Raw genomic sequence first — 12,725 nt, forward strand, 5'->3', positions numbered from 1 at the left:
TAATAGTTTATCTAAAGATAAGTTGAATTTTCTTCAAAGCTCCTACTCATCCTCAACGGTAGAAGCAATAATTTCTTCAAGAGAGGCCATCCCTTCCTTCATTCGTTCCATGCCGGAACGGCGCAGAGTCCACATTCCGTCCTTAGAAGCCTGCTCCCGAATAGAGTTTTCATCCACTTTTTCACCGGCATTCAAAATAATATCCTTAATCGCTTTGGTAAAGAATAATGCTTCATGGATGGCAGCACGTCCTTTGTATCCTCCTGAACACTTATCACACCCTACTGCTTTATAGAATGTGTGATTTTTGAGATCATCTTCGCTAAAGCCAAATTTTAACAAGTCCGGTTTTTCATTATCATCAATCGGTGTTTTGCAGATCTTACACAGTGTTCTGATAAGACGCTGCGCAACGATGATGTTGATGGCATAGGCAATAAGAAACGGTTCAATTCCCATTTTGTATAATCGAGCGACAGCACTAGGAGCATCGTTTGTATGCAGTGTAGAAAACACTAAGTGACCGGTGTTAGCAAGTTTAATTGCCGTTTCTGCCGTAATCTTATCGCGCATTTCACCGACCAGAACGATATCCGGATCATGCCGGAGGATACCGCGAATGGATTGTTCAAAGGACATCTTCGGGCCGATCTTCAATTGCCGCGCACCTCTAATAATATATTCAACCGGTTCTTCGATGGTCAGAACATTTACTGTGGGATCAATCACTTGATATAATGCTGCGATCAATGTTGTAGATTTTCCTGATCCTGTCGGACCAGTTAAGATGACGATACCCTGTGGTTTTTGAATTGCTTTGTAGAAAAATCCTTTTGCCGGACCTTGCAAGCCAAGTTTGTTCAGATCGGTAATCACTTTTCGATCATCCAGAACACGGATAACGACACTCTCAAATTTATTCTTGAACTCTGTGGTCACAATCGGCATAATGGAAACACGAAAACGTAACTGGTGCCCATCAACTACTCGTTGAATAAAACCGTCTTGGGACATCTCCCGTTCGAACCGGTCCACATTCTTCGTTCGATCCTTCACTACCGCCATCACCGCTTCGGGCATGGTATTTTCCTGACAGTGCCATAACTTCAAATCACCATCCACACGAAATAAAAAATTCGTCTTCTTCCCTTCAGCAGCAACAATATGAACGTCACTCACTCCCGTGCGAACTGCTTCAACAAGAGCTCCTTCAAACAAGTTTGCAAGTGCACTCTTATTGATTTCGGCATTTAACTCATCCTCATCGACATTAACTTCTTCTTCGCCGGTTTCAACACTTATTTGATTGTCTTCCAACAGTTTCAAAAATTCATTCTGAGGGGGAATGACCTGTTCAATAAGATTCTGAATATCTTTCAGGCGGCAATATGTTACCTCATATTTCTTGACGTTAAAATTTCTTGAAATTAACGGAATGGACCGATCCGTCGGATCAGCAGAGATGATGATAAGTTTATCTGGCTGTTTTTCATCAAACTTCAGGGGAAGCATTTTTGTTTGGATCAACAGTTCCCGATTCCCATCCGGCAATGCATCGATGAGTTTCCGGATAAAATCTATTCTACTTTTTTCAATATTTTCATCAGCGATATAGATCTCGCGAAATGCATACAGATTTGCCACTTCCCGAAATACAGCATCATGATCGGCACTAAACTCCGATACTAAAATTTGCCCGAGATTACGACGCTCTTTTTTTGTTGCTTCCGATTCTTTGATCCGCAGAGATTTTTCCAGCGTCTCGTAATCGATGATTCCTTTTTTCAGGAGCGTATAACCGATCTTATCGGTAATATCTATATCTGCCATAATACCATTCCGTTGAAGGGGAATTAAAAATAAAAACTAAAAAAAGTCAACCAGCCGCCCGGAGGTTTTGGTTTAATCGTTGCTGTCTCGGAAGAAACGAGCGTCAATCCTGTCAATACAACCATGATGATCATAGAGATAACAAGCTGAATCATATCGATCGCATTGCGCATTCGATAACCTGTTTCTTTTTCATAATACTCTGCCAGTTGAAGGGCTGTTGTTTTCACTGTTCCAGTCTCTGCACCAGAATGGAATCTGGACAATGCAGTTTTCGTGAACACTCCAGTCGCTTCGAACGCTTCGGTAATACCGGCACCTTTCTCAACCATCATCGGTAAACCAATAGTTTTGATTTGATGCTCCATATACTTGTTACCACACGCCTCGGAAGCCATTTTTATCACTTCTATATTTTCGCCAGATCCTGAATACAACGCATAGAATACGCGGCAGAAAATTTCGATACTTGTTTTATGCATCAGATCACCGATAGCAGGAACTTTCCATGTATATTTATCAATTAAAAATCTGCCTCGTTCTGTGGACGCAAATCGAGCAAAAGCAACTGCTGGGATTGCAACAATTAACATAAGCCATACAATATTGGAGGTAATAAAGTCACTTAACTTTAATGTTGCTTTCGTCATCGGTGGAAGTTCAATCTTAAACTTTTGAAACAGATTTGCTGTTTCAGGGAAGATATAGGCAACATAATAACCTACTGCTCCAAATAAAATCACTAAGGTTACCACCGGCATAATCAGCGCACTTTTAAGATCTTTTTTGAATTGCGCATTTCGTTCTAAAAATTTTGCGGTACTTTCAAAGATCTCACCCATGTTTCCGCTTTTCGATGCAAGACCAAGCATATGAGCGGCGAATTTTCCCAATTCCTTCTCATGTTTTTGGAATGCTTTTTCACTGTCTTTTCCTTGTTTGAGATCTTGGTTAATATCTCTGATTGCTTCACGAAGCGATTTATTTTGAATATCGTTGATCAACATTGACATCATATCACCAAATGGTAATTTTTGTCTGATCAAATCCGCGCTTACTCTCACAAATGATACAACTTCAATATCCGGAACTTTTCCGCCCCCTCCGAATAATTGTTTACGAACATATACAACGGTGTATCCCATTTTTCCCAGAGCATCAATCACCTCTTGTTTCGTAAATGCCTTTTGTTCACCATCAACAGGTTTATCAGTCCCCTTCCTAACTCGGTAGATGAACGTGCTCCTGGCATGGACACCGGTGACTTTAAATTTTCGTTCACGCGCCATGTTTGTTGCGCGTTCCTTTGCAAGTTTCATGGTATCGGCATTGATTACACCTTGCACAGGTTTACCACTGAGCGAAACTCCATCAACGCGAAATTCTGGCATAATACTTTAATTCCTCTTTTTATAGACTCACTGGAACAGAAATCCAATATTAATAATATCGAAACATTTCTTTCGTTTTGTTAATAAGCAATACTTAATTTTTCGCCTGAAAAACATGCCTATTACATGAATCCTCTTAGGTATTACGATTAAAGATACAATCGACTCAACACAAAATCAACTCATCCAACAGTAATAACCTCTCCTAAAAATACAAAAGCAGATACCAGTTCATGGCATCTGCTTTTGTGTAAATAGTAGCTATTTTATTTAATTAACCATGGTAATTGTTTGGGTACTTTGTGTCACGATGCATTCCATTGTTGGGTAGGAGCCATTGTCGAGAGGGGCTTTCCCCACTCCCCTAAATTCCACGCTCGAAGCGTCACCGGCTGTTTTGATTGTATATGTTGCGTTAGAATTATCAGAAAACCCTGTTGTTACCAAAATCAACATCCCCGCACTATTTGCTGTCAATCCAACAAAAGAATGTCCACCTCCACCCATCGAAGTCGGTCTTTTATAAAAATGTTTTGCCTTTGCTGCCAAATGCAACAGATCGTTCGAAATCGCATCTCGATTTGAACTTACAGCATTATCCCGGAACATCGTAATTCCCACCGCAATAGCAATTCCTACGATGATAACACCCAAAATAATTAAAAGTAACTGCTGCTGACCCATTAAATAAATCTCTAATGATGATTAAAAAAAACGGCGGGAGTTGAAATCCCGCCGCTATCTTACATATTAGTTTGTTTTAGCAATTGTATAGCCTGAAGCAGTAACGGTGCAAGTATAGGTTGGCATAGTTGCATCTGCCAAAGCTGTTTTACCAACACCCGTAAACACTACTGTGGTTCCCGTGCCAGCGGTGCTGATTGTATATGTTCCGTTATCATTGTTGGAGAACGCTGTAGAGACAAGCAACGCCATACCAGCAGCATTCGCTGTTAATGTAGCATAGGAATTTCCACCGCCGCCCAACGATGTTGGTTTACGATAATACTGCTGTGATTTTGCTGCAAGTTGAACGAGGTCGTTCGTGACTGCATCGCGGTTTGCGCTTACAGCGTTATCTTGGAACATTGTGATACCGACGGCTACTGCGATACCGACGATGATTACACCAAGAATGATTAAAAGCAATTGTTGTTGTCCCATGCGTTACCCCTTATATTAGTTGTTTGTAATGATGTAAATTAATTTGTTTTAGCAATTGTATAACCAGAAGCTGTAACGGTGCAAGTATAGGTTGGCATAGTTGCATCTGCCAAAGCTGTCTTGCCAACACCTGTAAACACTACTGTTGTTCCCGTACCAGCGGTGCTGATGGTATATGTTCCGTTATCATTGTCAGAAAACGCTGTGGAAACAAGCAACGCCATACCAGCAGCATTCGCTGTTAATGTAGCATAGGAATTTCCACCGCCGCCCAACGATGTTGGTTTACGATAATACTGCTGTGATTTTGCTGCAAGTTGAACGAGGTCGTTCGTCACCGCATCGCGGTTTGCGCTTACAGCGTTATCTTGGAACATTGTGATACCGACGGCTACTGCGATACCGACGATGATTACACCAAGAATGATTAAAAGCAATTGTTGTTGTCCCATAATAGTACTCCTTTACTGAAACATTAGTGAATAATTAATTTTCCCCAAGATGTTACTTAGATTTGCATATACTATGCCAAAACAAATATGCTCAAATCGTCTCAAAAATAGCGCGGTAAAATTAAAACAGGAAATTTTTTCCGGTTAGGTGAAATTTTTTCCTCAATATCTTTGATGAGGGTCGATTTTTCGAATTACATGATTAAGGAGTAATCTATCTTCAGAATCCTTTAAAAATGTACTTTGAATTGCAGAAAGATACAGTTTAGCATTTGTAGAGTCAAGTTTCACTGCATTAGAAAGTGCTATGGTAGAGTTTACCGTATCCGCCGTCATAATATACGTAAGCCCAAGGTGAATGAATACGTCAAATCTTGTTAACGTTAAATCCGCTTGTTTTTGAAAATCACGCACGGCATTCGTAGCATTGCCAGATTCAAGGAATATTAATGCCCTATTCCCGTAAATATCTGGATATTTTGGATCAATCCTGGCCGCTGTTTCGTAATCTGCGAATGCTTGAACATATTTTTTTTGTCTCGCAAAAGTATTCCCTCGATTGTTAAACGCCTGAACAAAATTCGGCTGGATCTCAATCGCTTTTGTGCAATTTTTGATTGCACTATCCCAATCTGATTGCAGACTATACACTGTGGAAAGATTGTAATACGCTAATGCATATTGCGGAAATATCTCAATCGAATGTTCAAAATCTGCTTTTGCACTATCCATCTGATATATACTCAAATATGCAAGACCGCGGTTATTAAACGATTCATAATGCTGAGGATGAAATTGAATCGATTCAGAAAAATATGAAATAGCTTGTGGGATTTCATATTTGGAGAAATGATATGACCCAATCTTATTTAAAACAAAAGAGTTTTGTGGATATTCGTTTGTTAGGTACGTCCAAAACGAAATATTGCTCTGTCTTAATTGAGATGATCGATATGTTTGAAATGCCAAAAAGCAAAGAACCATCGTTACAACCGGTATCGCCATTCTCCGAAGCACCGAACGATTAGGTATTTTTTCAAAGAACTGTTTAAGATAAGAGATTACAGGAAAAACCAGGAAGAAAGAACTGATATAATACCGTTCAGAATTTAATATCCATTCCCCCCCCTCCGACCACGAAAAAATCGGCAAGCTAAAAACCAGGAAAGCGAAAAAACTTAATGTCAATATTTTTTGATTCTTACCATACCACAATACTCCAAAAATGATAAATGGAACCAACAATGGATACATTGAATATTCCAGGATTATATTTCCATTGATGACATCCTGCAATGGAACGATCCCAATTTGTTCGGTAATAGTAAGAAAGCGAATCAATCCTTCAACAATGCCAAATCGGATACACTGAACAGAATCGAAATATAGGTTCATAATCGATTCTTTTATCATTAAAGCGGATGCAACACAAAAAAGAAGAAACGGAATTTTCTGAATTACATTTCGTTTTGTAAGATTTCCACGTTCTACTAGATCGATGGTAATGAGTATAATAAGGACCTGAATTCCCCCTTGAACAACAGAATGAAACATCACTGCTAAAATACCGGTGAATAAAAGATATCGACGCTTATTAGATCTGCAATAGAAAATGTACACATGTGCTAAAAGCAAAAGAATTGTTAACGAAAATATCACCGGGAATTGGCTGATCCAAGAGATCGTTCCGGAATGCATTGGGTGTAAACCAAACACTGCGGAAGTAATGAATGCAAGGGAAAATGATTGTTGAAAACGAATGAGTAAGAAAAAAAACAATAGTACGTTTGCAGCATGAGCCGCAATATTCACCAAATGGAACAGGAATAAACTCCCATCTCCAAAACTTTGGAAATAAGAAAATAATGCTAAAGGAATTGGACGCATCGTAGAATTGTTCCAGATTGATCCATTCCCTTTTTGGATTGCATGTAAAGAGGATATGAGCGCGTCATCGTTCCATGTAAGAGCTTCGGCAGTTAGCGTCGTCATGTAAACCAAAAAAACAACAATCACTAATAGATACAGACTAAGCGTTTGATATGTTTTTTGATGTATTATCATCGAGATTGCATTGCCTCAGATATGTTAAAATCTTTTTGCGCACGAAGTGTGTCACCGAGAGACCAATACAATTTTGAACGCTCCAAAAATAATTGTCTCTTTTTAACGTTGTTGCTGATTGGAAGCACTGAGGAAATGGTCGTTATTTTTGTATTAATGGAATCGATGGTATTATTGAGATGTGCAAAGAATTGATCGGTCGCATCGTTGTTTTGATGAAGGGATACCGCCACAGCTGCATCGTGTAATGCTGCACCATAACGACCGAGTGTTGAATTTGATTGTGCTCGTTGCATATACACTACGGGATTGTTCGGATCATATTGAATATAGTTCGTCAAATAACGAACTGATTTCTCAAAATCGTTATCCACCCACTTTGATAGTAAATCCATTTGAAGCAGAGCGCCAAGATATGCCGGCGATAAACGTAACACTGTTTCAAAATCTGTTGCAGCGCTGTCATATTTTTTCAACAGCATGTATTGATTCCCTCGATTATAAAAAAGATGCGGTGATTGAAACCCGAGCGATATCGATTTTGTATAATCTGAAATTGCCTCCCTTTTTTTATTTATTTCACTATACGCGTTTCCTCTATTAAAATATGCCTTTGGTTCTTCAGGTGAAAGTGCGATTAATGTATCGCAATCTTGTAGGGCTCCAACATAATCACCTTTCGCTATCTTTGCATTTGCTCTGTTCCCATACGCAATTGCCGTAAGAGGGTTTTTCCTAATTATATCCGAAAATAACGAAACACTGTCGTTCCACACTGGTAAGCGGGTTGAAGATGCGTATGACATGAATGCAATAATTGAGAATAACACAATTGTGATTATTGATCGATTCACATCGAATTTCTTCAACAGTACATCACCAATACCAACAGAAGCCAATAATAATCCTAACATTGCCAGATAAACGTAACGATCTGCAACGAGTGATGCATTATTGAACGGAATGATCTGTAATACTGGTAATAGTATAACACCATACAATAAAAGACCAAAAAAAATTTTGGGAATTTTATTTCTCAACAAAAAGATTAACGCTGATGATACCAACATCAACAACGAGAAACCATAATATACAGTTGACAATTCCCCTTGTTGAAGTAATGGATAAGAATAGCAGGCGGATAAATTGAAGGGATAGAAGAACGTTGCGATATAAAACCCGACTTCATAGATAATCAAAACGAATCGCTGGCTCAGCGAATAAAATTGCATCGGATAGGGAGAATGCGATGTTGTGGACAATACGATAAAAAGTGTAAATACCAGCGAAATTGAAAAATACAAAAATGAATGTTTTACCAGACTCCATCCAATTTTTTTTTCTTCGAGGAGTTCAAACAGAATTAATACCAACGGTAAAACAACTGCAGAGGGTTTCGAGAATAGTGCACAGGTAAAAAGAAGCAAAGAAGTGAGGTAATAACGAGTTTTCTTTTTGTCTTTCCACTGAAAATAGAAGATGACTGAACTTAGAACAAAACATCCTGAAAGGATATCTTTTCGTGCAGATATCCAAGCAACACTTTCTACTTGCATTGGATGAAGTGCAAAAAGTGCTGCAATAAACAGAGCGATATAATTGTTACGAGACAAACGATAGACAAGAAAGAATACCAGACAAATATTAATCCCGTGTAGTAAAATATTGGTGGTATGGAATAACCACGGTTGCTCTCCAACAATCTTCCACTCGATCATATACGAAAGCATTGTTAACGGATGATACATATACCGATCCGTGGGAATGAACAAATCTGAAATTGACTGCTGCGTAAGGGTCTGAATGGAAGGATTATTTGTAATATGAATATCATCATCCCAATTGGTGAATTCAAATTGTATTGCGGGAGAATAGATGATAGCCGTTAGAATGAGAATACCACCCAACAATAGAAAATCTCGATATATCAATTTGTGATGAGGCATCAGACTTGTCCAAAATACATAGATAAAAACAACAAGAATCTTCACTCTCTTCTTTTCTTGACGGAGCAAGAAAAGAAGCAAAAGAACTCCTTGCGAAATTTAACGCACGCGATGAATCCTGTTCGCTCTTGCCCGTTGATGGCGCGAATCGCGCCATCAAAAGTCCCGTCATTCATCGCTTTCCCATTCGCTCTGTCCTCCTAAATTTCGCACCCACGCACTTTAAAACGATCTCTCCTATGTAACAAAAGGGGCTAACTACTTATTATCAAAATAAATTTGAGGTACTATGACCAATTTTGTATTCACTTAAGATTTATTTTGACAGTAGTAATGAGGTATAATTATTTTATAAAAATACCAAATTGTAACAATTGATATACTCCGTCAAAATAAACGATACCAGAATTCAAACCTACATAAACTGCAGGAATGCAGAGATTTATTGCACAAGCGAGTTTGAACTGGTTATCTTTCAGGATATTATTTTGTTTGATAAAGATGATAGAATATAACAAAGCAACAAAACTAAACCCCGCCATTCTGCTTGTGTCCACAGCTGCTAATGTTAAGACAATACCTGGAAGAGTATACAATAGTATATTTAAACGTTGCTGTTTTATTCGAAACAATGCTATGAATATAAAGAGCCACAAGAGTTTCAATGAAAAGAAAATTCCCAGAGTTTCCCGCCAAGGATACTTCACTATCCATTCCAAAGTACTCATTTGACCGACTGATCGCACCGCTAATATTTTTGGCACATCAAATCCATAACTCGCAATCCATATAAATCCATAAAATCCCCCTATCACAATAATCCACCATACTTCTCGGCGGGTAAAAATTATCATGCTCACCACAAGCATTACGAGCATGCTTCCTTCATGGGCACAGAGAGAAAGAGAAATCAGTGCGACACGAGAGAGTTCATCTAATTCCATTGTAAGGAGAATCAGGATGAATATATAGGACAATGGTTCAGTATAGCCGGGTGATTGAAATTGCGTGATCAAAAAACTGGAAGTCGCAATCGAAACATATTCCAATGTTGTAAGGCTAATATTTCGTTTGATAAAAAATAGTTGAAGTAAAAAAAGAGCCCCAAAAGCTATTAGTAAACTGAAAACATGATACAGCCCTGTTCCTCTAGCAAACAAAAAAAATGCAGCGGCGGGCATCAACAATCGTTGATATAATTGATCACTGATATCCACAAACGTAAATGGCGATGCACTCATATAGGAATAACCGACACCCATAATGCCCAGCGTTGCTGGAAAGACTAACAGCGAGACGAAGGCAAAAATCTTTGCTGAACCGATTGTAGTTTTTTTCAGTATACCATTACCATTCAGTTCAGAAAAAAAAAGAATGATCGGTTTGGCTACCAGAGAAAAAAAGAAGAGGATTGAAAGCAAAAATAGTATGCTGCGAAGGAAATGAATTTCCGGAAGATCGGCATTCCAATAGTGAAGACGTTGCGGAGGAGTATGGATCACAACAATTACGGCGATTATTGACAAGATCAATAATCGCCGTTTTGTGTTGATGTTCAATTCCAAGAAATTCATAGAGCAAATGTAAGAGATTTTAGCCGAAAGACAATCTCTTTTCTTTACTCTATCTCAACAGTAACATTTTTTTCGTTACGGAAATATTGTCCGCAGTCAGTGTATAAAAATATACGCCAGAAGCATATCCCTGCCTGCCTGCAGGTACGGCAGCTTTGGAGGATATTCCGCTGGCTCTATTGTTTCCATCAAAACGAGATGAATATTCTCCTGGCGGAAGCTGTTCGTTCACTAATGTTGCAACCTCTTCACCAAGTACAGAATACACTTTTACAGTAACAAAAGAGGCTTTGGGAATAGAGAATGATATTTGTGTCTCTGGATTAAACGGATTCGGATAATTTTGTTGAAGGATATATGTTTTGGGAATATTTTCCGATTCCAATTGGACTGACAATAATGACTGTAACGCTGCCTGACCATCAACTTTTCCGTTTCCCCATTGTGCGCTCGCAGAATTACCAGTGGATGCATCTTTTCTTGCAGCCGAAATAATTGCCGATCGAATCGCTTCAGGCGTAATAGACGGTTTCGCCTGCAGCATTAATGCTACCAAACCGGCAACGTGGGGTGATGCCATGCTTGTACCCTGTTCAACGACATATTTTCCACTCGGTGCTATCAATACGGGATCGGAAAATGAAACTGTTGCTGCTCGAGCAGCAACAATCGCTTGACCTGGAGCACTAACATCAGGTTTCTGCCTTCCATCACGGGTGGGTCCCATACTGCTGAATGTTGAAAAATTATTTGTACGATCTGTACCGTTATATGCATATGTATTGTTATCAATAGCAGTCCAACTCCATTTCGTTACATACGAGCCTACAGTAATTCCGTTTTCTGCAGTTCCCGGCATTCCGACAAGTTTCGAGAAGGAATGACCGGAAGTAAATTCTACAGTTTCACCGCCATTCCCTTGAATGGATGATCCCGATAACCAGATATCAAAGAGTCCTCCTTGGGACATTGTTCCACCAGTAACAGTTATTGTCCATGTCCCAGCAGCTGGCGTCGTCGTCGTAGCATCATAAATTTCAATAATGCATTCCTTTACTCCTTTGGAATTAGCCGCTCCTGTTCCATTTAGGATTTTGACATGTCCATTGGTTGTAGAATTTTGTTGAGAAGCACCTGACGCTGCCATAACTGTTGTATTGTTCGGTGTCTTTACTTCAACAGTAAAATTATCTCCGGTTTTATACCATGCACTAAAAAGGACATAATCATTCGTTGTGCCACTCGTCGGAGTATAAACGGGAATATCAAATGTAAATGATTTTGATGTTCCATTTGTTAATGTCGCTGTTCCATAGATTGCATCGGATCCTTCGTTTCCGGCAGCGATAACAATTTGCCTTCCGGTTGTGCCACTCAATTCGGTATTCACCGTCACTTCTTCCGGTTGTGTTCCGTCATGCGAACCATCATGTCCCCCAAGACTCATATTGATCACAAATGGTTTTCCGGCTGCAACTGCTTTTTGTCGTATATAGGTAATGCCATTAATAATGTTTGTCGTGGAGAATCCATTATCTCCACCTTTGACGATAATCAGATCTGCTTCAGGGGCAACACCTTTAAATTTTCCGGAAGAGACCGAGCCATCCCCTGCTGCAGTACTAGCGACGTGTGTTCCATGTCCGCTTATATCTTCTTCAAGAACAGCACCAGCTGGAGTCCCGTCGAGTTCGTTATTAATTACGGCAGCGGTGTATTCGGCTCCGTAATTAAAGCCTGAAGGACCGACACCGGTTCTGCTGTCTGTTTGATCCCATAAAAAAAGAAGTCTCGTTTTGGTGGTGTCAGTATCCGAACGGAAATCTAAATGCTTCCAATCAATTCCGCTGTCAATAACGCCGACGATTACGTTCTTCCCTTTGTACACTGTCCCATTCACCGTGCCGGCATGAAGTTTATCAACTTTCATTTCTATCAGACTCTTATCTAATTTCGGATAGCGCATTTTGGGTGCCTGAATATACACTGTGCTTTTGAGATTACTCAATTTTAACATCGTGGCAACATCCATTCGAGCAGTAAAAAATTCCGGATATTGCGCCATCGGTCGAACGCCGATTGATTTAGCTTCATCAAATGCAGTCGAAAAGACTATCACATCAACATACTCTTGCTCACCGGTCGATTTGAAGAATCGAAATGACTGTTCAGATTTTTTTGAAATGAATTGATCAACATCATCCAACAACCGGATATCAATTTTTGATCGATCAAACGATTGTGATAACGAGACGGTAACAACTGTGAACAGTACTGCAAAAAATGTAACGATGTGCTTCATGG

9 protein-coding genes are annotated in these 12,725 nt (G+C 39.4%); all 9 read right to left on the bottom strand.

What is annotated here, in order from left to right:
- Window positions 1-42: 42 nt before the first annotated feature.
- Window positions 43-1,830: a GspE/PulE family protein gene (locus tag WDA22_08190; GenBank protein ID MFA5833441.1), complete on the bottom strand. Its 1,788-nt coding sequence runs from the start codon at window positions 1,828-1,830 to the stop codon at window positions 43-45.
- A 23-nt stretch (window positions 1,831-1,853) separates the two neighbouring features.
- Window positions 1,854-3,221: a type II secretion system F family protein gene (locus WDA22_08195; GenBank protein MFA5833442.1), complete on the bottom strand. Its 1,368-nt coding sequence runs from the start codon at window positions 3,219-3,221 to the stop codon at window positions 1,854-1,856.
- Window positions 3,222-3,491: 270 nt separating this feature from the next.
- The gene (locus WDA22_08200; protein MFA5833443.1) at window positions 3,492-3,905 is read right to left on the bottom strand and encodes a hypothetical protein; all 414 of its coding nucleotides are present in this window, start codon (window positions 3,903-3,905) and stop codon (window positions 3,492-3,494) included.
- A gap of 66 nt (window positions 3,906-3,971) precedes the next feature.
- Complete coding sequence (locus WDA22_08205; GenBank protein ID MFA5833444.1) at window positions 3,972-4,385, bottom strand: hypothetical protein; 414 nt, start codon at window positions 4,383-4,385, stop codon at window positions 3,972-3,974.
- A gap of 38 nt (window positions 4,386-4,423) precedes the next feature.
- The gene (locus WDA22_08210; GenBank protein ID MFA5833445.1) at window positions 4,424-4,837 is read right to left on the bottom strand and encodes a hypothetical protein; all 414 of its coding nucleotides are present in this window, start codon (window positions 4,835-4,837) and stop codon (window positions 4,424-4,426) included.
- A 162-nt stretch (window positions 4,838-4,999) separates the two neighbouring features.
- Entirely contained in the window at window positions 5,000-6,901 is a 1,902-nt protein-coding gene (locus tag WDA22_08215) for a tetratricopeptide repeat protein (protein ID MFA5833446.1), read from the bottom strand.
- Entirely contained in the window at window positions 6,898-8,928 is a 2,031-nt protein-coding gene (locus tag WDA22_08220; protein ID MFA5833447.1) for a tetratricopeptide repeat protein, read from the bottom strand. Before WDA22_08220 ends, WDA22_08215 begins: the two co-directional genes overlap by 4 nt.
- A gap of 263 nt (window positions 8,929-9,191) precedes the next feature.
- On the bottom strand, window positions 9,192-10,421 hold the full coding sequence (locus WDA22_08225) for a hypothetical protein (protein ID MFA5833448.1): 1,230 nt from the start codon (window positions 10,419-10,421) through the stop codon (window positions 9,192-9,194).
- Between the two features lie 49 nt (window positions 10,422-10,470).
- Window positions 10,471-12,723 (bottom strand): S8 family serine peptidase, encoded by a 2,253-nt coding sequence (locus WDA22_08230; protein MFA5833449.1) that lies wholly within the window; start codon window positions 12,721-12,723, stop codon window positions 10,471-10,473.
- Window positions 12,724-12,725: the final 2 nt, after the last annotated feature.

The organism is Bacteroidota bacterium (assembly GCA_041658205.1).
GTDB lineage: Bacteria > Bacteroidota > Ignavibacteria > UBA10030 > UBA8401 > UBA8401.

Bases quoted from the DNA above. Each gene is read 5' to 3' on its own strand.
- WDA22_08190 (MFA5833441.1), bottom strand. From the start codon at position 1,830: ATGGCAGATATAGATATTACCGATAAGATCGGTTATACGCTCCTGAAA.
- WDA22_08195 (MFA5833442.1), bottom strand. From the start codon at position 3,221: ATGCCAGAATTTCGCGTTGATGGAGTTTCGCTCAGTGGTAAACCTGTG.
- WDA22_08200 (MFA5833443.1), bottom strand. From the start codon at position 3,905: ATGGGTCAGCAGCAGTTACTTTTAATTATTTTGGGTGTTATCATCGTA.
- WDA22_08205 (MFA5833444.1), bottom strand. From the start codon at position 4,385: ATGGGACAACAACAATTGCTTTTAATCATTCTTGGTGTAATCATCGTC.
- WDA22_08210 (MFA5833445.1), bottom strand. From the start codon at position 4,837: ATGGGACAACAACAATTGCTTTTAATCATTCTTGGTGTAATCATCGTC.
- WDA22_08215 (MFA5833446.1), bottom strand. From the start codon at position 6,901: ATGATAATACATCAAAAAACATATCAAACGCTTAGTCTGTATCTATTA.
- WDA22_08225 (MFA5833448.1), bottom strand. From the start codon at position 10,421: ATGAATTTCTTGGAATTGAACATCAACACAAAACGGCGATTATTGATC.
- WDA22_08230 (MFA5833449.1), bottom strand. From the start codon at position 12,723: ATGAAGCACATCGTTACATTTTTTGCAGTACTGTTCACAGTTGTTACC.